Below are 20,360 nucleotides of genomic sequence, written 5' to 3'. Positions count from 1 at the left end.
GCTGAGCAAAATTCTCCCTTGTCCCAGGTCCGATCGCCGTGTGGTCAGTACAACCGGATCGGCAGCGCCGTCAGGCCGCGCACCAGCAGGCTGTTGCGCCAGCGCAGGGTGCTCGGCTGCCCGGCCAGGCTCAGGTCCGGGAAGCGGGCCAGCAGCCTGCTCAGCGCCACCTCGATCTCGACCCGGGACAGCGGCGCGCCAAGGCAGTAGTGGATGCCGTGGCCGAAGGCGAGGCTGCCGCCCAGTGGCCGGGTGAAGTCCAGGCGGGTCGGCTCGGGGAACTTCTCGCCGTCCCGGTTCGCCGAGATGAGCGAGACCAACACGAACTGGCCCTTGGGGATCATGGTCTCCCCGACTCGCACCTCCGTGGCGGTGGAGCGCAGCGTCGCCACGTTGACCGGGCCGTCGAACCGCAGCAACTCGTCGACCGCGTTGGGCATCAGCGACGGGTCGGCCTTGAGCTCGGCCAGCTTGTCCGGATTCTCCAGCAGCGCCAGGACTGCGTTGCCGACCATGCTGGCGGTGGTCTCGTAGCCCGCCACGAACATCAGCGCGCAGGTCGACACCAGCTCGCGGTCGCTGAGCCGGTCACCGTGCTCACGCGCGTTGATCAGCGCGGTGATCAGGTCGTCCGCCGGGTCGGCACGCTTGGCCTCGACGACACCGATCAGGTACTGGTCGACCGCCCGCACCGCCTCGTTCATCCGGGCCGGGTCGTTGGTGGTGAAGATGGTCTCGGTCCACTGGCGGAACGCGTCCTCGTCGGCGGGCGGAATGCCCAGGAGCCTGCAGGTCACCGCCATCGACATCGGGAAGGACAGCGTGCGCAGCAGGTCGACCTCACGCTGTGCGGCGATCTTGTCGAGCAGGCCGTCGACGATCTGCGCGATCTCCGGGCGCAGCGCCTCGACCCGCCTGCGGGTGAACGCCTTCGCGGACAGCTCGCGCAGCCGCGTGTGGTCCGGCGGGTCGGCGAAGAGCATGTGCTTGGTCAGGATGTCGGTGTAGCCCTCGTGCGCCGAGATCCCGGTGCTCTGCTGCGCGAAGATCTCCGGAACGCCGGCGAAGTCCTTGGTGAACCGCGCGTCCGACAGGGCCTCCTTGGCCTCCTCGTACCGGGTGATCACCCAGACGTCGATGCCGTCCGGGGTCCGCATCGGGTGGACCGGACCGGCCTCGCGGAGACGGCCGTAGACCGCGTAGGGATCCTGGAAGAACGACATGTCGAGCACGTCGCGGCGTTGACCGGCAACGGTCATACCCATGAAACTCTCCTGCCCTGGGGCTCTCCTGCCGCCGATGATGTTTTGCGAGCCTAAAAGCCCCGCTATTCGCCTGCCATAGCGGAAACTAGTTATTCCCGCGCCTGACCTGCCCCGATACCAACTCCGTCGCCTCAGCGAGCGTGACCAATCTGGCCACGGCGGCGCGCGACGGCACGCGCAGTTTGCGAAGTATCTGCCCGACGTGCACCTGAACGGTGTTGGTCTTGATGTTCAACGCGCCAGCAATCTGCTGATTCGAACTACCCTGGGCGATCAGCCGCGCCACCTGCATCTCGCGCGGTGACAGGCACTCGATCGCGGCCTGGTCGTGCTCGGTCGCCCGGTCGGCGGCTGAGCGCGTGGTCATTCGCAGCAACCGGATCTCGTCCGCGGCGATGGTCGCCGCGCAGCCCCGGTACAGCTCCTCCGAGCGGGCCAGCGCCGCGGTCGACTCCGCCAGCCGGTTGAGCCGGCCCTGCGCCATCCCCACCATCCGGTACGCGGCAGCCAACCCGAGGTGAGCATCCACCCGCTCGAACGCCGTCCGCGCCAGGTCCGCCGCGCGCTGCGCCCCGCCCGGGTCGGGTTTGAGCAGCGCCTCCGCGTGCGCGAGCTGGGCGTAGCCCATGGCTCGATCCAGGTCACAGGCCCAGGTGGTGCGCATCGCCAACTCGCTCCACCGCACGGCCTCGGCGTGGTGCCCGAGCGCCGCATCGGCGGAGGCCAGCCCCGCGTACACCCGGGTCCGCGCGCCCACCGGCACCAGCGGCAACAGCTTGCCACCCGCGGCCTCCAGCACCAGATCGCGCCCGTCCTGCGGCTCCCCGGTCCGAATCATCGTCAACCCGATCAGCATCAGCGCCGCACGGGCGAACCGGGTGAGAGAGCCGGCCGCGGCCCGCGCCCGGACGGCCATCTCGTGGGTACGCCGGGTGTCCCCCGCCTCCAGCGCGATCTCACCGAGCGCGATCAGCGCCAGCTCGCGCTGGATCCCGTTGTCCCGCAGCTCGGCGATCTCCCGGGCGCGCTCGGTGTGCCGCTCGGCGTCGGCCAGCCTCCCGAGCTCACGCAGCGTGGCACCGAGAAGAACCTGGAGCAGGACCCAGTGCTCCTCGGAGCCGAGCGCCTCGGCGACGCGCAGCCCGCGACGCTGGTGCGCCTCCGCCTCGGGCAGCCGCTGAAGCTGCGTCTCCACCCAGCTCAGGTCGACCAGGACGGGCAGCAGGGGGCCGAGGTCGGCGGCGTCGAGACCGTCCAGGTAGGCCGCCACCCGGTCGGCGTGGATCCGCGCCAGGCGCAGGTCGCCTGTCCAGCAGCAGGCGACCCCCAGCGCCATGCCCGCCGCGGCCGTGCCGATCGGATCACCCCACGCCGCGGCGCATTCGTAGGCCTGGACGGCGTAGCGCTTCTGCGTCACATAATCGTGTTTGTCCAGGTAGCATCTGCCCGCCTCGAGCAGCAGGGGAAGCGCGGAAGGGTCGTCGGTGCCGATCCTGGCCAGTTCACCGTTGAGCTCGGCGAGCCGGTGGTCGGGCCCACCGAGCTGCGCACGCAGCACCGTCTCGAAGTCGGGGTGTTGGATGTCTTCCCGGTTCAGCAATCGCGCCGTGGAGAGAAACACCTGAAACACGAACGCACCTCTTCAGTCGGCTATTTGATTGTGGGATGCCAGTTGCGGTGGCAGTCCAGGCAGGGATCGCCGCATGACGAGGCGACCTCGGTGGCGGTCATGCCGCCGGGGTGCGTACCCACATTTCCGCGTCGAGCGGTGAGTGAGGCCGTCGCCCGGATTGCGCCAGCCGGGTGGCTCGATCAGTTCGGCACCGCACCGCTCTGCCGGGGCGGCGGGCGGCGGTGAGAGGTCCGCCTGTGCCGCTGCCCCGCAGCTCATCCGATACCCGTGACGCCCCGCCCAGCTGCTCAGAATCGACGCAAAGCTCCACCCCGGACCGACCTCCCCCAGAAATCCATATAAGTCTATAGGATTGTTGGGGCGGATGAAGCGGGCCGGGGATTAACGGTTGATGCTGTCGGCGCTGCCGAAAGCGGACAGTCCGGGTACGTCGATCTTAACCGAGTCGGGTTGGTGATGGGCGGTGGCGAGGGCCGATTGTGGCCGTGGTGGCCGACGATTGACGAGAAAACTGCACCTGGGCCGGCCGGTCCGTCAGCCTCCGGTGAGTCCGGCCCCTCTCGCCGAGACGGACGGCCGGGTCGACGTCCGCGGCGTGCCGAGCGCCGCCGCCAGCGCGCGGCCCGCCCGGCCGGTCTCACCGGCCGCTACGACGCCGTACACGAACCGGTCCGGCCGCAGCACCACCGCCTCGACGCGATGCCGGCGCAGCCAGGCACTGATCGTCCCGTCCACATCGACCAGGTCGACACGCTCCGCCCCGCCGTACCCGCGAACCGGCGGCAGACCCTCCGGCGCGGTGCCCGCCTGGTGCACGACGGCGAAGCGCACCGCCGGCTCCCGCCACTCCCCCCGCGACGGCTCGGCGGCTCCGCCGAACCCGAGCACGGCGAAGCCGACGCCGAGCGCCTCGTCGAGGAGGTGCGGCGCGGGCACGGCCGCCGTCGCGACCCGAGGCTGGGGGAACATCGTCCCGACACCGCCCGCGCACCGACCGCCCGCCATCAGCCCGGTCGGACAGACCGGCAACGGCCTGAACTCCAGGTGCCGAACGAAGCGACGTATCCGGGGAACGGTCTGAAGGACCCCCAGCGCGTTGTCGCGCAACCACGCCGCCGACCGGCTCCGCACCTGGAGGACCCGGCCCAGCCGTGCGCTCGTCCGCGCCATCGCCGCGGTGTGGGTACGCCGCTCGATCTCGTACGTCTCCAACAGCGTCGGGTCGGCGTCACCGGCGAGGACCAGGGCGAGCTTCCAGCTGAGGTTCGCCGCGTCCCGCAGCCCGCCGCAGAGTCCTTGGCCCATGAACGGGGGAGTCCGGTGGGCGGCGTCCCCGAGCAGGAAGACCCGGCCGACGCGCCACTGCCGTGCGACGAAGTGGTGGTAGGTGTTGACCACCGCGCCGGTGACGGCGAAGCGCAGCGGGTCGACGTACGGCTCCACGAGCGCGCCGATGGTCTCCGGCCGCCGCATCTCGTCGGCGGTCTCCCCGGGGCGCAGCATGAACTCCATCCGATAGCTCCCCTCCGCCCCGGGTGACGCGAAGGCTGGACGCCGCCAGTCGCAGACGAACGTCGTCCGGTCGACGCGGATTCCGTCGGGCGCCACCTCCCCCGAGATTTCGAGCCAGGGCTCCGCGTAGCGGGAGCCCACCACGCCGATGCCGGTCGCGGCGCGGGTGGTGCTGCGGGCACCGTCGCAGCCGAGCACGTAGCGGGCCCGCACCGTCCGGCTATCGAGGGTGATCATGTCGCGCAGGACCAGGGTCACCCCGTCGGTGTCCTGCCGCAACGCCACGAGTTCGACGCCGAGACGGAGGACGACGTGGTCGAAGCGGCCCAGGCCGGCGCGGAGGGCCCGCTCCAGCGGCCGTTGGTCGACGACGCTGAGCGGAGGGTGGCCGAGTCCGAAGTCCACCTCCGCCAGCACGACGGTTGCGAAGGCCCGTCCCTCGCCGTTGACGTACTCGGCGACCGGGACCGTATGCAGGTCGCGACTCACCTGCTCGATGAGGCCGGCCTGCTGGTAGATGCGCAGGGCCTCGTCGTCGCAGCAGAGCGCGCGCGGTCGGTCTTGCGGCGACGGGTTCCGCTCGACGACCAGGGTGCGGACCCCGCGGGCACCGAGCAGGTTGGCGGTCAGCGCGCCGACGGGTCCGCAACCGATCACCGCGACGTCGACGTCGTAGACCTTCTCCTCAGCCGGGGGCATGGGGCGTCTCCTTCCGACAGGAACCCCGCAACGGCCGCCGTCGCTCCTGCCCGTCCACGACACCAGGCGGGCGTAGACGTCCTGTGGAGACCGTGTGGAGGTCGCCCGCCGCCCCGGGCCTTCCCGGTCCGGGTCAGCCGGCCCGGTGGCGATCCGTGCCGTCCGGCCCGCCCGGTGTCGTCCGGCGCGAGGGTGCCGGTGGCGCCGCCTCGGGGAAGCTTGTCAGCAGCAGCCCGGCGCCCTGCTCGACGGCAAGCCGGACGCCGGCACGCAGTTCCACCGGGTCGTGGCGGGCGGCGCCGCGGATCCGGTGCAGTTGGGCGACGCAGACCCGCTCCCCCAACTGCTCCGCCACGGTCAACGCCTGCTCGGCCAGGGCCGCCGCGATGCTCCGCTCCCCCGCCACCAGGTACGCCTCAGCGACCGCGCACAGCGTGATGGTGCGGGTCGCGCGCAGCCCAGGACGGTAGATCGCCTCGCCTGCGGCCCTCATCGCCGGCAGCCGACCACGGTCCCCGTCGTAGGCGGCGGCCCACTCGGCGAGGAACTCGCCGGTCGTCACGAAGTGCGGCAGCCCGGTCGCCGCGCCGGTCGACCGGCACTGCTCCGCCGCGGCGCGTACCCCGGGAACGTCGCGTTCCTGCAACGCCCTCCAGCCATCGAAGAGCGCCGCGTTGGCACGGCCGTGCGGATCGTCGAGCTGGTCGGCGAGGATCTCGGCGGCCCGGATGTCCTCCCGCGCCGCCGCGCTCCGCCCCCGCAGGGAGCGGACCAACGCCCGGAAGTTGTGGGCGGCCAGCGCCGGCCGCCGGCCGACCTGCTGGCCGAGCAGCCGCAGGTCCACCTCGCGCAGCCGGTCGACCGCAGCCGTGAGATGCCGCTCCGCCTCCGGCAGCCGGCCGGCGAAGTAGCCGACCACGCCCAGGAGGTACTCACCCGCCGCGCTGATCAGGCCGGTGCCGTCGTCCTCGGCGGCGCCGAGCCGCCGGGCGAGGTCGACGCAGACCGCGAAGTCGGCCCGGTTGGCGGCCAGCTCCCCCAACGCCCACAGCGCCGGCCGCAGATCCACCTCCGGCCCTACCATCGCCAACAGTTTCCGGGCCCGGGAACAGACCTCGTCGACCGGGTCGCTGCCGATCCCCGCGGTCATCTGGAGCAGGGCCGCCCGGTGCAGCTGGACCGTCAGTTCGGTCCGCGCCGTCTCCGGCGAGACCGCCGAGTTCGGGGCGAGCCGCCGCGCGGCGCGGCCGAGGTGACCGAGGGCGTCCTCGTACGCCATCCGCCCGGTCGCGTCGTCGGCGGCGACCAGTGACCAGCGGAGATGGTCGTCGCCGTGGCCGAGTCCGACCGCCTGGCCGTAGTGGTGGGCCAGTTCGGCGGGGGCGAGACCGCTGCCGGCCCGCTCGCCGGCGGTGGCGAGCCGGGCGTGCAGCGCGGCCCGGCGCGGAGGCGCCAGCTCGGCGTAGGCCACCTCGGCGAGGAGCGGATGGCGGAAGCGCACCTTGCCCGGCTCCGCCTCGGCGACGAGCGCACCGGCGTACGCGGGCACGAGCCGCTCGCCCGCCTCCTCCACCGGCGTGCCGAGGACCGCCGCCAGCACGTGCAGATCGAGTTCGTGTCCGGCGACGCTGAGCAGGTCGAGGCAGTCCCGGGCCGCCTCCGGCAGATCGGCGAGCCGCAGCCGCACGGCGTCCCGCACGGTCGCCGGCAACTCCACGTCCGCCGGGTCGGCCCCCGACCGGAGCAGTTCGGTGATGAAGAACGGGTTCCCGCCGGTGCGGGTCACCAACCTCGCCACGACCTCGTCCGGCGGACGCACCCCCGTGCCGACCGCCAGCAGGATCGCCACCGAGGACGCGTCCAGGCCCGTCAGCGCCAGCCGGGTGAAGTTCCGTTCCCGGGCCAGTTCGGCAACGGTCGCCAGGAGCCCGGCACTGCGGTGGTACGGCCGCGACGTGACCAGGACGAGGGCACGGGTGCCCGCCAGGAGCGGGGAGAGGAACCGCAGCAGCAGCAGCGAGTCCGGGTCGGCGGCGTGCAGGTCGTCCAGCACGACGAGCAGCCCCCGCTGCCGGGCCACGGCCCGGATCAGGTCGGCCACCGCCTCGTACGCCCGGAACCGCGCGGCCGGGTCGAGTTCGGCGCCCGACGCGGTGAGCGGCTCGGCGGCGAACCCACCCAGTGACCGCGCCTTCCCTGTCTCGCCGGCCTGCGGCATCGCCCGCAGGCTCCGCACCACCTGATTCCACAGCCAGAACGGCGGCGCCTGCCCGACATTCGGACACCTCCCCCACACCACGGGAGTCCCGGCCGTCGCGGCCCTGGCGCTGACCGCGGCAGCGAGGCTGGTCTTGCCGATCCCCGCCTCACCCACGACGACGACCGACCGACCGTCGCCGTGCACCGCCGCGACCAGCGCCTCGCCCAGCCGCGCCAGCTCCGCGTCACGCCCCGCGAGCGCGCCCGGCACCTCGCCCGTTGCCACCCCGCCGCCCGGTGCCGTGTCACCCGGTGCCGTGCCGCCCGGTGCCGTGCCGCCCGGTGCCGTGACCGGGCCTGATCCCACGCCGGCTACGGCCGGCTCGCCCGGCACCTCGCCGGCCGCCACAGCGGCGTGCCGGTCGCCGCCCGCCGCCGGCGGCCCGGCCGCAGGGCGGGCAGTCTCCGGCACGAGCCCCGCCTGGGCGGGCGCGACCGCCGTCGCCGCGGGCACGGCCTGATCCAGGACCAGCCGGTGTGCCTCGCGTAGCTGCTCGCCCGGATCGAGCCCGTACTCGCGGGCCAACAGCCGTCGGCCCTCGTCGTATACGGCGAGGGCGTCGGTCTGCCTCCCGCACCGGTACAGCGCCAGCATCAGCTGTGCCCGGGCCACCTCCCGCAGCGGCTGCGCGGCCACGAACCTGCGCAGCTCCGGCAGGAGCGTCTCGTGCGGGCCGGCAGAGAGGCCCGCCGTGAGGCGTCCCTCCTCGGCGCCGAGGCGCAACTCGGCCAGCCGGGCCGCCTCGGGACGTACCGCGTCCAGATCAGCCGCAGCGGCCAGCGGCTCGCCCCGCCACAGTGCCGACGCGGCGCGGTAGCAGCGCTCGGCCGCGGCGGCATCGCCCGACGCGAGCAGTTCCGCCGCCCGGCCGACCAGACGCTCGAACCGGACCGCGTCGACGGTGTCCGGCGCGATCCGCAGCTCGTACCCCTTCGGGTGGCCGACGAGGATTCCGCCCGGCCCGCGAGGGGCGCGCTGCGGCTCCAGGGCCCGGCGCAGCCCGGCGACGTACGTGCGCAGGGTCGTCTGCCCGCTGACCGGCGGCCGGCCGTTCCACAACGCGTCGACGAGCCAGTCGGCGGCGACGAACCGGTTCATTCGCAACAGCAGCAGGATCAGCAACGCCTGCTGCTTGGGGCCGCCGGCCGCCACCGGTTCGCCGTCTCGGAGAACCTCAAGGGGACCCAGCACGTGGAACCGCACACCAGCGCCACAACGCCCGCCCGCGTCCCGGTGCTGTCTCACCATGTGCCGCCCGGCAGGACCAGACGGACCCGGGTCCCCGGACGGACCGATCGGGTACTCGCGGGACCGATGGTGAGCTCGGCGCCGATGCCCTCCGCCCGTTCCCGCATGGAGTGGGTGCCCACGCCCGCGCTCGCGCCGGCCCCGGTGCCGACCCCCTCGTCCGCCACACACACCTCCAGGCCGTCCGGTCCGCTCCCCACCTCGATCGTGCACCGGTCCACGTCGGCGTGCCGGTGCACGTTGCGGACCGCCTCGGACACGATGCCGTAGACGGCGGTTGCCACGGCGTCGGGCAGGCTCAACTGCGGCGCCCGCACCAGCACCGTCAGCCCGGCGGCGGCGTAGCGCTCGCGAAGCCGGTGCAGCGCCGGCAGCAGCCCGCCGTCGTCGAGCAGCGGTGGCCGCAGGTCCCGGGCGATGTCCCGGACACCCACCGCCTGCCGGTCCACCTCGGTCACCAACCGTTCGAGGAGGTCGGCGGCGGCGGCGATCTCGGGGAAGCGGCGGTGCTGGTGCAGCATGTTGCGTCCGGCGGCGAGGGCCAGGGCGATCCCGCTGAGCGCCGGTCCCAGTTCGTCGTGCAGGTCTCGGCGTAGTTTCCGGCGCTCCTCGTCGCGGGCGCGGGCCAACCGCAGGCGGGACCGTTCCAGGTCCCCCTGGGCGACCGCCAGCTCCGCCAGTGCGGTCACCACGGGGGCGAGATCGGCCAGCACCGTGTTGGCGCGGCGGGCCAGGCGTTCACCGGCTCGTGGCCAGGCCCGCAGTACGCCCACCTCCTTGTCCGGGCCGGCGAGCAGGATGGTCAGCGGCGGCCCGGCGGCGGCCGGTGGGCCGTGGGGCCGGCGTGGCCGTGGTACGGCCGGAGGGGGCGGCTCGCCGGTGAGCGTTATCGTCACCTCCGCCAGCCACAGCGAGTCGGCGATCCCGTCGGCGACGGCGTCCAGCATCTGCCGTCCTCGGTCGGTGGTGCTCAGCCGGTCGGCGACCTGGCGGATCAGCGGCCGGTCCGCGTCGCCGTGCACGAGGCGGTCGACCCGGTGCCGCACCCACCGGCGCAGGGGTTGGCAGGCCGTGACCAACAGCGCGACCATCAGCATCCCGGGCACGGCCGACGGGGCGGGTGTCACCGTGCTGAGCAGCAGCACGCCGCCGGTGTAGGCGCCGATCGCCATTCCGGTCGTCAACGCCCGGACCAGGGTCCGGCGGACGGCGGGTTCCAGGTCCCCCAGTCGGTGCCCCAGCAGCACCACCAGAACCGATGCCGGGAGGAACGCCTGGGCGCAGAGCAGCACCAACGGGACGATCGGCACCGGGACGGAGAGCGGCAGCACGGGGTCGAGTGCGAGCGGCAGGAACGCCAGCGAGAGCAGCAGGGTGCCGACCGCGAGCCAGCCGAGGCCGTGCCGTTGTCCGGCGGGCGCGGCGTGCCGGCGGGCCAGGACCCCGCCGGCTGCGGCCAGTCCGAGCAGGACAAGCACGGGTTCCCGCCACGGATCGATCGCCGCCCGCACAGCGAGCAGGGTCGGGTCGGCGATCGGGATCGCATTCCCTCCACTGGGGAGGGTCAGCACGCAGGCCTGGGCCAACGCGACGAAGGCGGTTCCGATGCCGACGGCGGTCCGGGTGGCCCGGTTGAGAGCCCGCACCGGCAGCAGCCAGGGCAGGACGACGATCAGCGCGTAGATCCCGGGTACCCGGGTCCAGTGGGCGGCACCGAGCAGTTGCGCGGGTCCCCACAGGTCGGGCCAGCGGTGCACGATCATGGCCCAGCAGGTGGCGGCCACGGAGAGCGAGCCGCCGACACCGGCGGCGGCCATGATCCAGGCGGCCGGGTGGGCGCGGCGCAGGAGGGTGAGCCACGCGACCACGCCGTAGCCGGCCCCCACCACCAGGTCGACCAGGGAGTAGAGCAGCCACGGGTGCCACGGCGGTGCCGCGACCCACCAGGCGACCACCGACCCGGCGGTGAGTCCACCGGTGACGATCAGCACCGTCCACGCCGCGACGGGGCTGCGCCGGTCGCCGCCGGGACTCGTCATGCCGAACCTCCGCAACTGCCCCGGCCCCGGTCCGGCGCGGCCGACCCGGCGCCGCGTGGCACGTATCTTGCCGGGTCGCAGTGTTCGGTGCCACCGCGCATCCGCCGCTGTCTCGGCAGGGTCAGGCGCCGCCACCGCCGCGTCAGAAGCTGCTGATCAGCTTGACGAACGCGTCGTCGATCTTCGCCGTGTCGCGGGCGTCGAACGCCTTGCCCGCGGACGCCTTGGCGATCCGGTCCAGGGTCGCGAAGTCGGACTGCTCGTCGAACGCGATGCAGAAAATCTTGACCGGACGTTGCGGATCCAGCGCGACGTCCTGGAGCAGCCGGGCGAGCTTGGTGTCCTTGCTGTACTCGTTCTTGCCGTCCGTCAACACGACCACCGCGTTGATCCGGGACTCGTCGTAGTGGTCGAGCATGTAACGGCGTGCCGCCCGGACGGTGGCGTACAGCGCGGTGCCACCCTCGACATGGAGACTGCTGATCTTGTCGGTGAGAACCTTCTGGTCGAACGCCGACAGTCGGACCTCCTCGCTGTAGGGCGACTTCGGCCGTTGTCCTGTTTCCGACGAGAACGACCAGAGCGCCACCTGGTCCTCGGAGTTCAACAGACCGAAGCCCTTGGCGGCGGCGGCGGTCGCCACCTGGAATCTGCTCTGGTCACCGATCTTGGCGTTCATCGAACCGGACGTGTCGACGGCGACGAGGATGTTCGCCTTCTTGCGCAGCGTGTCCCAGCCGGTGAGGATCGCCTTGACCACGGTGGGATTCGGCGGGTCGAAGTAGGTGAGATCGGCTGTCCCGCGCCCGCGGACGGAGGCGACCAGCGGGTCGGACGCGTTCCGCTCGTGGTCGCGGAACCCGAGCCGGCTGAAGCTCCGCTGTTGCGCCGGCTGCTGGAGGTACTTCAGAAAGTCGGCGGCGGCGTCACGCTGCTCCGGGCTGGCCGAGGGAAGGACCACGTACGGGTGGTCGAGGTTGAACGTGCCCTCCTTCGGGTAGAGCGCGACCAGCGGGACCTTGGGCTTCTTACCCCGGGTCGGACTCAGCTCCCCCTCGTTGTACTGGTAGACCAACTCCTCCTGCGTCACGATCGCGCTCACGTCGGTCGAGGCCGACGCGCCGGCGCCGGACAGGTCCGCCTCGGCGAGGCCCTTCAGCAGACGGCAGGATGCCCGGCCTGGGGTACCGGCGCGTGCCGTCGGGGTTGTTCAGGTCGTCGTCGAGCAGGTGCAGGGTGAACCGGCGCCACCGGGTCGGTTCGGCCGCCGCGCTCAGGTCGAGCCCGTCCAGCTCGGTGAGCAGGGCGCGCAGCGTCTCCCGGTGTTCGTCCGGGGTGACCGCCGCGACGGCCCGGTAGGCGACGGCCGCGACACCGCCGAGCACGGGCCACCAGTCCAGAGCGTCCGGCAGCGACGGTCCGTCGAGGTGCAGCCGTACGGCGGGTTCACCCCCAGTGATGGCGGACCGCTGGGCGGCGAACGCCCGGAACTGGGTGAAGGCGTGGGTCGAACCGCTCGCCCGGTGGGCCGAGCCGCGCAGACCGTCCAGCGCCAGGTTGAGCTGCTTGTCGGTGGGTCCGGTCACGGTGGCCACCGGCGCCACCGCCTTCGGGGCGGACAACGACCGGGCGAGTCGCTCGGTCACCGCGTCCAGGTCGGTGCGCACCCGGGCGGCCCGCCGCAGCACCCCGGCCACCCCGGCCAGCACCGCGTCGTGGCTGATTGCCGGCAACGTCGAGCGGACCAGCTCGACCAGCGCGTCCTTGTCGTCCCCGCCGGAGGTGGATGGTCCGGAACCGGGAGTGCCGGCGGGTGCGCCGACCATGGACGCCGGGACGGTGACGGGAAGGCCGGTGATGGCCTGCGTGGCCGCTGTCAACCGGGACCGGGTCGCCGCCTGGGCGGCGGCCTGCGCGGCCTCTTCGGCCAGGGCGGCGCGGCGTTCGTCGAGGGCGGCCTTGAGCAGCCCGGCGGCGGTGTCCCGGTCCATCCGGCGCAGCGCGGTGGAGCCGGCCGGGTCCCGGGGCAGCATGTTGCCGAGGAAACTCAGCCCCGGCAGCGGGACCGCGTCGGGGGTGTAGTCCCGGCTGGACGGCGGCCCGGCGGCGGCCGACACCGCCCCGTCCGGGTCGACCAGGACGAGACCCTTGAGGACGGCCCGCGGCCGGTCGTCGCCGGGCAGCACCAGCGCCGCGATCGGCTCCTGTCCCGGGGCCACGGTGACGGCACGACCGGCCAGGTCCTCGCCGCGTACCGAGCCGTCCGGCAGGGTGACCACCCGCCAGCCGAGCAGGCCGTCCACCGGCACGGCTGCCGGGGTGGCCCGGTCGGACAGGGCCGGCCGCAGCCAGCTGGCCGACTCCTTGAGGTTGCCTCCGCCGATCGGGAGGTCGGCCAGGAACCGGGGCAGGCTACGCCGGCCGTGGGTGTTGCCGGCCGGGTCGTACTCGTGCCAGCCGTAGTTGCCGTCGTCCTCGGTGGAGCGGTAAACCCAGTGGGAGGTGCCGTCGGTGATGACCGGCAGCTGCGCCGGGACAGCGGTGTCGCCGACGTGCAGCACGCCGTCGCCGGTGGTCCGCCCGCCGCCGGCCAGCGGCAGGGTGATCTGGTTCCCGTGCTGCTGGCGACCGCCGATGGGCTGCGGCTCGCCGGGCAACGAGTGCCAGTAGCCGCGCAGGTCGTAGCCGAGCTCCCGGGAACGCCAGAAGACCAGCAGGTGGCCGTCGACGTAGTGGTAGCCGGGCCGGTCCCACATGTCGCCGGCCGGGATGCGCAGGTCGTGGCGGAGCACGATGCCCTCGGCGCCGAGCACGCGCACCGTGGTCGGCCCGCCCAGGATCACGTACGGCCAGGCTTCCTGCCGGGTCAGCTCGACCCGGTGGTCGCCGCCGGTCACCTCCTGCCAGGCCAGCTCCCAGTCCGGCCAGCCCAGCTCGTCGATGAGCCCGCCGCGCAGGCTGCGGGCGACGCGCTCGGCGAGGTCGACGCCGAGGGCGTGGCCCAGGTCGCCGCCCTGACCGGGGTCGCCGGCCCGGCCGAGGTCGGCGGACACCAGGCGCAGCGCCTCGACCGGGAGCCTGCCCAGCCAGTCCACCGACTCCGACAGATACGGCAGGCCGGTGGCGAACCGGTCACGGATCCGGGCCCGCAGCCAGTCGGTCAGCAACGGTCGGATGCCCGGCGTCCCGGCCATCCGGCGCAGGGCGTGCTGCTGGTCGTCGAGCTGGTCGAGGCCCCGGCGCAGGGCCCCGGTGAACCGGTCGTCACCGGCCACGGCGAGGAGATCCCGCGTTCCCTCGACCGTGGCCCACTGCGCCAGGTCCAGGGAGCCGCCCTTCTCGGGCGGGGCCACCGGCAGGTCGAGGGCGAGCAACAGGTCGAGCAGGTCCAGGTCGCCGGCGGTGGCGAGGGTCTCGCCGCTGTCGGCCAGTTCGGCGCGCAGCCGGTCGGCCATCCGCTCGACGAGCGGGTACAGCTCCGACAGCCGGCCGCGGCGGTGGCCGGAGTTGGCCCGCCTCACGAACCGGCCGAGCCAGCCGACGGAGCCGTCCTGCGGGCGGGCCGTGTCCGGCGCGTCCGGGTCGAACAGTCCGGCGAGCGCGCCGGTGTCGGTCAACAGGGCCATCCACGTGACCAGGTTGTCCCGGTCGGTGGGCATCAGGTCGAGCAGGCTGCCGCGGATCGCCGGGTCGCGACCGGCCAGCGCCGTCACCGCGGGCAGGTGCGTCTTCCACCAGCCGGCCGGTGCCTCAACGGCCACCGGCAGCCGGAGCAGCTCGGTCAGGTAGGCCGCCTCACGGTCGGCGACGGCGGCGGCACCGGCCTTGCCAGCGGCCTTGGTGGCGGTCCGGACCAACCGACTCACCGCGTTGGCCGACTGCGTGGACGGCACCACGCCGGCCGCCGCGGACCGCAGCGCCAGCCGGCAGAACCGCTCCAGCGCCTCGTCGGCCGGCAACTGAGCGGACAGCTCCTTCGCGTAGCCGGCCAACGCGGTCGCGGACACCACCTTGGCCGACGCGAACTCCACGTAGACCTCGTCGAGCCGGTTCAGGTCGACCGGCAGGCCGTGCTGCGCCTCCGCCTTGCGCGCCTTGTTGAACAGCTGCGTCGCGTAGGTGTCCTGCCCGGCGGCCAGGAACACCCGCGCCGCCTGCTCGAAGAAGGTCGGCAGGAGGTGCGGCATCGTGCGGACGAACCGGTCGGCGACGGCCTGGTGCCCGTCCAGGGCGGCCTTCGGCCGCGACCGTACCTGCTTGGCCAGCTTCTGCAACTCCGGCACCACCGCCAACGCGTGCCGGCCGTCCGCCGGGTGGTGCACCAGCACCCACTCCGGGAAGGCCAACGGGCGGCGCGGGCCCAGCCCGACGACGGCCGGCTCGGCACCCGGCGCCAGGCCGAGGAACCCGACGGCGATGTCCTCGCCCTCGCCCAGGGCGGCGTCGACGAGGCGGACCACCACACGGTCGGCGAGGGCCGGGTGCCGGTAGGTGCGGGCGGTGAGGGGCACCGCCCGGTCGCCGGCCCCGGCGGTGCCGGTCGGCAGTACCGCGCCGGCGGCCAGCAGGCTCTCGGCCGAATCCTCGCCCGACATGGTCGTCATCCCGGTCACTCCTTCTTCCCCGTTCCGGTCACGGCGCCGGACAGGGCCGTCGCCATCCGTATTCCTTCCGACCAGGCCACCGGCCCGACCTCGGTCAACCGAAGCGTTGCTCCGTCCACGACCGACCAGGAGAGGGCGCCCAGGGTCGCCTCGGAGTCCCAGTAGTCCTCGTCGAACCACATGGCGGCCTCGACGGTGCGGCCTGCCTCCCAGACGCGGCACCTGACCTGCGATCCGGAGACCCGGAAGCCGAGGGTGGCAGCCCGGGCGGCCAGTCGGTTGGGGACCGTGGCGCCGTGGAAGTGGGTGATCGTGGTGTCACGGTCCTTCAGGTCGGCGGGCTTGCCCCAGGTGCCCCGGCGCAGTTGCTCGACCCGCTGGGCAACGCCCAGTTCGTCGGCGAAATCGGCCAGGTCGGCCAGGTCGGGCAGGCGCACCGGGTGGGGCAACGTGGCGCTGGCCGGGGAGAACCGGACGGTTTCCCCGTCGAGGTTGACCACGCGCAGGTCGCCGGTGTCGGTGACGTCGCGCAGGAAACCCGGCTCGGCCGGGTCGTCCCCGATCACCACGAGGTCGCGCAGCGCGTCCCGCCAGGCCGGGTCCGGCCAGACCCGGGCCAGCAGCCCGGCCGGCACCGGCAGCGAGGACGTCACCCAGGCGTCGACCCGGGCCAGGCATTCGGCGGCGTGCCGGTCCAGCCACTGGGCGAGCTGGCGCAGCCGGTCCACCTCGGGGTTGTCGCGCAGCGCCTTCGGCAGAGTCTTCAGTGGACGGCCGGCTGCCCGCGGGCCGGTGGACCGGGCCGCCACCTTTCCGTCCACGAGAGAGATCTCGTACGAGTCTCCCGCCGGTAGCCAGCTCATCAGGAACACCCTCCGCAGCGACAAATTAGCCAGATTTCATAAGGAATCGGCCGGGATCGACGACGCAGGGCACGCTAACAGTAGTGACCGACACGACAGGGTCCGTCGGCCGGGCGGCGGTGGGCGTACCGGGGCCGGGACGGCGGGACGACAAGGACCGGACCTGCGGAAGCCGCAGGTCCGGCCGGTTCGGGTGCGCTCCGCAGGGTCGGACGACGGTCCGTTGTGAGGCAAGGCGGTGACCTAGGTCACCCCAGGTCAACGTCGGTCCGGCCGGACGTAGATGCGGCTGACCGCACCAGAACGACGTCGACGTCGGTCACCGGCTGGTCAGGCACCCGGCACCGGGACGAGACGGGCGAGGCATGAAGCCGGGGGGCGTGGGTAACCGCGCGTACCGACTTCACGGGCCTGACCGACGAGGGAGACCAACCGGATGACGAGCGGATCGCAGGATCAACGGGACGGGCCGGGTGGCAGGACCGGACAGGCCCGGGATGCCGCTGTCGGCGTCGGCCGCGATGCGACGCAGGCCGCCGGCCAGGTGTCGCACCAGGCCGCGGAACAGGGCAGGGAGGTGGCCGCCGAGACCCGCCGACAGGCGCGCAACCTCGTCGAGGAGGCCTCCGCCCAGGCCCGGCTGCAGGCAGAGCAGCAACAGCGGCGGGCCGCCGACGGGCTGCGTACCCTCGGCACCCAGTTGCGGTCGATGGCCGACGACGGTCACCAGGAGGGCGTCGCCGCCGATCTGGTCCGCCGGGGCGCCGACGCCGCCCAGCAGGCGGCGGGCTGGCTGGACAACCGCGAGCCCGGCGATCTGCTCGACGAGATCCGCGACTACGGCCGCCGCCACCCGGGCACCTTTCTCGCCGCTGCCGGTATCGCCGGACTGCTCGCCGGCCGCCTGGGCCGCGCCCTCTCCGGCGGTCAGGGCGGCTCGACCGACCAATCGGCCGGCCGGCCCGAAAAGCACCCCGACGGCGCGCTGCACGTCCCGCCTGCCGCCGGCGCGCGGGCTCCGGTGCGGCACGGGCCGACGGGCAGTGAGGTGGGGCCGTGACCACGCCGTCGCCCCGGGGCGACGGCAACGACAAGGCACAGCAGTCCATCGGCCAGCTCTTCGCCGACGCCAGCCGTGACCTGTCGACCCTGCTACGGCAAGAGGTCCAGCTGGCCAAGGCCGAGCTTCGGCAGGAAGCCCGTACCGCCGGCACCGTCGCCGCGATGGTCGTCGCCGCCGTGATCGCGGCGCTGCTGACCCTCCTGTTCCTGTCCAACGCGCTGTGGTGGGGGCTCTCCAACGTCATGGACCAAGGCTGGGCGGCACTGATCGTCGCCGTGCTGTGGGCCGTCGTCGGCGGCGTACTGGCTGTCCGGGCACGCAGGCAACTCAGCGCGATCCGCGCCCTACCGCGTACGAAGCAGACCGCGCAGGAGATACCCGACGCCCTGCGGGGCCGCTAGGAACTGGAACGAGGTGAACCGGCATGACCAGCGATCCCGACCAGATCCGTGCCGAGATCGAGGCCACCAGGACCGACCTGAGCGCCAACGTCGACGCCCTCACCCACAAGGCCAACCCGAAACGGGCGATGGCGGCACCGATCAACCAGGCCCGCGGGCGACTCACCCGTGCCGTCGACAAGGTCATGGGCAGCACGCAGCACGCCCGCGAAGCGGGAGGTCAGCACGCCGCAGCAGCGGCCCACCAGACCGCCGATGCCCTGTCCTCCGCCGGGCAACACGCCCGAGGCCTACCGGAGGCGTCCAGGCAGCAGGCCCAGGGCAACCCTCTCGCCGCCGGCCTGATCGCCTTCGGAGTAGGGCTGCTCGCCTCGTCCCTGATCCCGCCCAGCAACCCCGAACAGAAGGTCGCCGGGCGCCTCAAGCAGCAAGCTCAGGCACACTCCGGCCCGGTCAAGCAACAGGCTGCGGACATCGCCCACCAGGCACAGGACAACCTGCGCGAACCCGCGCACCGGGCCACCGAAGCCATCAAGAGCACCGCAGCGCGGGGCGCGGCCGAGGTCCGTGACCAGGGTACCCAGGCCGCCCGACACGTGGGCGGGGAAGCCCGCAACAGCAAGGACCACCTGTGAGCGCATGGCGGGGTGCAGCGATCACGAGACTATTCGCCAACGCTGGTTCTGGCTGCCGTCGCACATGCCGTAGGTGACCTGCCGGCCGGGGCCGTGGGAGGTCAGGCACCCGCTCGAGTTCCCGTTGTGGAGCTGACGATTCGCCGAGTCGTAGACCCACCCGAAGACATTTCCGCTGCTGGCCGGCGACAGCACGCCGAGCCCGTCGTAGCCGATGGTGTGCTGCTTGGACGGAGAGGATCTCACGACCATGATCTTGCCGGCGAGTTTCCACCGCTGGCCGGGAACGTTCCGCCAGGCGGCGGTCACCACCTTCGAGCCGTCGGTCGTGCCGGTGGTGCTGAGCACGGTGCCGTCGGAGCTCACGATCACCATGTTGTCGGTGCTGAACGGGCCCGAGGGCAACCCCGGGGTGCCCGGGCCGGCCTTGCTCGGCACCCCGGCGCCCGGATGGGCCTTGGTCGGTGCCGGAACGCCCGGATCGGCCTTGGCCGGCGTCGGACCGACCGGAAGGCTGGTAGCCGCGGCGGGGCCGCCATCGGATGCGCCGGTCGTACCGGTGGCGCGGGGAACACTGGAAGGGCGGGAGGCCCCGGTGGCCGGCGGGGCGGGGGCGGCCACGGCGGCAGCATCGGTCGGGGAGCTACCGGCCGAGGGCTCACGGGGTGTCGCGCTGCCATCGGCGAGATAGGCCCCGGCCAGTATCACCACGAGCACGCCGATCACCCCGGCGATGACCGGTCGACGCCATCTCCGGCGCCGGGTGTCGGTCGGCGACATGGCATAGGTCGTCAGATCCGGGAGCCTGGTCAACTTCGCGCCGGCGTCCTCGGGAGCGGAATCCCGTGCATCAGCGACCTCGGGAACGGTATCTCGTGCATCAGCGACGGTAGGCCGGTCCGGAACGGTCGACGCGGTGGCGGTCAGCACGGCGGTCGAGGCCAGTGTGACGCCGGGCGCTCCAACCGGGATGGTCGAGGCGATCCCTGCCTGGGTGAGGGTTTCCTCAAGGCCTTCGGGCAGCCAGTCCTGCCCGGCGGCTGCCGCGCTGCGTTCGACGTAGGCGGCGATGACGTCCTGCGGCGTGGGGCGCAGATGCGGCTCCTTGGCCAGGCACCGGATGATCAGCTCCCGCAGCCCCGGATCCGTGATGCCGTCGAGAGTGGGCTCGCCCTGCGTGACACGGTAGACGAGCTCCGCGTCGCTGCCGGCGCGGAAAGGAGCCCTCCCGGTGGCGGCGAAGGCGACGACAGAGCCGAGGGCGAAGACATCCGTGGCGGGGGTGGATCGCTCCCCGCGCAGCTGCTCCGGTGACATGTAGGACGGGGTGCCCATCCGGACGCCGGTCTGGGTGAGGTCGAGCTCGCCGTCGGCCCGGGAGATGCCGAAGTCGATGACGCGGGGTCCGTCGGCGGCGAGCAGCACGTTTCCGGGCTTGAGATCGCGGTGGGTGATGCCGGCGGCGTGGATGGCTTTGAGGGCCTCGGCCACCCCGGCGGCGAGTCGCCACACGCCGTGCGGTGGCAGTGTTCCGTGGCGCGCGACGGCGACGGCGAGGTTGGGGCCCGGCACGAAGGCGGTCGCCAGCCACGGGCGGACGGCCTCGGAGTCGTGGCTGAGCACGGGGGCGGTGAAGACGCCGCCGACCCGTTTGGCGATCGCGGCCTCGCGGGCGAAGCGGGCGCGGAAGGAGGGGTCGGCCGAGTAGGGGTCCTTGACGACCTTCACCGCCATGGCCCGGCCGGCCTGGGTCACTCCGAGGTAGACACGCCCCATGCCGCCTTCGCCTATCCGGCCGAGCAGCCGGATGTCGCCCACCGTATCGGGGTCGCCCGGTTCGAGGGGGAGGAACTCCAGCCCCAGATCGGGCAGGGTCGGGATGATGTCGTTCACTCGGCGCCCCTTCTTCGTCGCAGCGATGCTACAGAGGTTGGAAGGCCGACGTCCGTCCGTCTGACCGTGGTGGTTCGGGGTCGAGAGCCATGCCGGTCCGGGCGGGAAAGCCGGCTCGTAGGTCGGGTTCTACCGTGGACGGCGCGCAGGCGTTGTCCGATCACAATGGCCAGGCGATCGACGCCCTTCGGCGCGACGTCGGTCATGTCGCGGCCCGTGCGGACCGGACAGGCCACCGTCCCTGT

General features: G+C 73.0%; 12 protein-coding genes. 3 read left to right on the top strand and 9 right to left on the bottom strand.

What is annotated here, in order from left to right; genetic code table 11:
* Positions 1-44: 44 nt before the first annotated feature.
* The 8 genes from ABT023_RS13080 to ABT023_RS13045 all read right to left on the bottom strand — a co-directional run bounded on the left by ABT023_RS13080 (position 45) and on the right by ABT023_RS13045 (position 16,123).
* On the bottom strand, positions 45-1,265 hold the full coding sequence (locus ABT023_RS13080) for a cytochrome P450 family protein (protein ID WP_350884829.1): 1,221 nt from the start codon (positions 1,263-1,265) through the stop codon (positions 45-47).
* An 85-nt stretch (positions 1,266-1,350) separates the two neighbouring features.
* A complete protein-coding gene (locus tag ABT023_RS13075; protein ID WP_350884828.1) occupies positions 1,351-2,895 on the bottom strand; it encodes a LuxR C-terminal-related transcriptional regulator in 1,545 nt (514 codons plus the stop codon).
* Between the two features lie 537 nt (positions 2,896-3,432).
* Complete coding sequence (locus ABT023_RS13070; protein ID WP_350884826.1) at positions 3,433-5,109, bottom strand: bifunctional 3-(3-hydroxy-phenyl)propionate/3-hydroxycinnamic acid hydroxylase; 1,677 nt, start codon at positions 5,107-5,109, stop codon at positions 3,433-3,435.
* Positions 5,110-5,242: 133 nt separating this feature from the next.
* Positions 5,243-8,560: an ATP-binding protein gene (locus tag ABT023_RS13065; protein WP_350884824.1), complete on the bottom strand. Its 3,318-nt coding sequence runs from the start codon at positions 8,558-8,560 to the stop codon at positions 5,243-5,245.
* 50 nt (positions 8,561-8,610) lie between these two features.
* Positions 8,611-10,656, bottom strand: a complete 2,046-nt coding sequence (locus ABT023_RS13060) for a histidine kinase (RefSeq protein WP_350884822.1) — start codon at positions 10,654-10,656, stop codon at positions 8,611-8,613.
* A 142-nt stretch (positions 10,657-10,798) separates the two neighbouring features.
* On the bottom strand, positions 10,799-11,758 hold the full coding sequence (locus ABT023_RS13055; protein ID WP_350884820.1) for a vWA domain-containing protein: 960 nt from the start codon (positions 11,756-11,758) through the stop codon (positions 10,799-10,801).
* Positions 11,685-15,260 (bottom strand): hypothetical protein, encoded by a 3,576-nt coding sequence (locus ABT023_RS13050; protein ID WP_350884818.1) that lies wholly within the window; start codon positions 15,258-15,260, stop codon positions 11,685-11,687. The genes ABT023_RS13055 and ABT023_RS13050 overlap by 74 nt, the downstream gene beginning before the upstream one ends.
* A 5-nt stretch (positions 15,261-15,265) precedes the next feature.
* On the bottom strand, positions 15,266-16,123 hold the full coding sequence (locus tag ABT023_RS13045) for a DUF4132 domain-containing protein (RefSeq protein WP_350884816.1): 858 nt from the start codon (positions 16,121-16,123) through the stop codon (positions 15,266-15,268).
* Between the two features lie 436 nt (positions 16,124-16,559).
* On the opposite strand from ABT023_RS13045, the gene ABT023_RS13040 reads away from it, so the two are divergent.
* From ABT023_RS13040 to ABT023_RS13030, 3 genes are read left to right on the top strand one after another with little or no spacing between them, the layout of a single operon-like run.
* Entirely contained in the window at positions 16,560-17,183 is a 624-nt protein-coding gene (locus tag ABT023_RS13040; RefSeq protein WP_350884814.1) for a F0F1 ATP synthase subunit B family protein, read from the top strand.
* Positions 17,180-17,587, top strand: a complete 408-nt coding sequence (locus ABT023_RS13035) for a phage holin family protein (RefSeq protein WP_350884812.1) — start codon at positions 17,180-17,182, stop codon at positions 17,585-17,587. Before ABT023_RS13040 ends, ABT023_RS13035 begins: the two co-directional genes overlap by 4 nt.
* Before the next feature lie 23 nt (positions 17,588-17,610).
* Positions 17,611-18,222 (top strand): DUF3618 domain-containing protein, encoded by a 612-nt coding sequence (locus tag ABT023_RS13030; protein WP_350884810.1) that lies wholly within the window; start codon positions 17,611-17,613, stop codon positions 18,220-18,222.
* Between the two features lie 21 nt (positions 18,223-18,243).
* On the opposite strand, the gene ABT023_RS13025 is transcribed toward ABT023_RS13030, so the two are convergent.
* Positions 18,244-20,115 carry a protein kinase domain-containing protein gene (locus tag ABT023_RS13025; protein WP_350884808.1) on the bottom strand — a complete coding sequence of 624 codons (1,872 nt, stop codon included), beginning with the start codon at positions 20,113-20,115 and terminating at the stop codon, positions 18,244-18,246.
* Between the last annotated feature and the right edge of the window lie 245 nt (positions 20,116-20,360).

It is taken from the genome of Micromonospora sp. NPDC002296 (genome assembly GCF_040296145.1).
Lineage (GTDB): Bacteria > Actinomycetota > Actinomycetes > Mycobacteriales > Micromonosporaceae > Micromonospora.
Note: the sequence above shows the minus strand (reverse complement) of the source record. Positions and strands in the feature narration are given on the sequence as shown.

Excerpts from the sequence above, each read along its gene's own strand:
- ABT023_RS13080 (WP_350884829.1), bottom strand. The coding sequence starts at position 1,265 with ATGGGTATGACCGTTGCCGGTCAACGCCGCGACGTGCTCGACATGTCG.
- ABT023_RS13070 (WP_350884826.1), bottom strand. The coding sequence starts at position 5,109 with ATGCCCCCGGCTGAGGAGAAGGTCTACGACGTCGACGTCGCGGTGATC.
- ABT023_RS13060 (WP_350884822.1), bottom strand. The coding sequence starts at position 10,656 with ATGACGAGTCCCGGCGGCGACCGGCGCAGCCCCGTCGCGGCGTGGACG.
- ABT023_RS13050 (WP_350884818.1), bottom strand. The coding sequence starts at position 15,260 with ATGACGACCATGTCGGGCGAGGATTCGGCCGAGAGCCTGCTGGCCGCC.
- ABT023_RS13045 (WP_350884816.1), bottom strand. The coding sequence starts at position 16,123 with ATGAGCTGGCTACCGGCGGGAGACTCGTACGAGATCTCTCTCGTGGAC.
- ABT023_RS13040 (WP_350884814.1), top strand. The coding sequence starts at position 16,560 with ATGACGAGCGGATCGCAGGATCAACGGGACGGGCCGGGTGGCAGGACC.
- ABT023_RS13030 (WP_350884810.1), top strand. The coding sequence starts at position 17,611 with ATGACCAGCGATCCCGACCAGATCCGTGCCGAGATCGAGGCCACCAGG.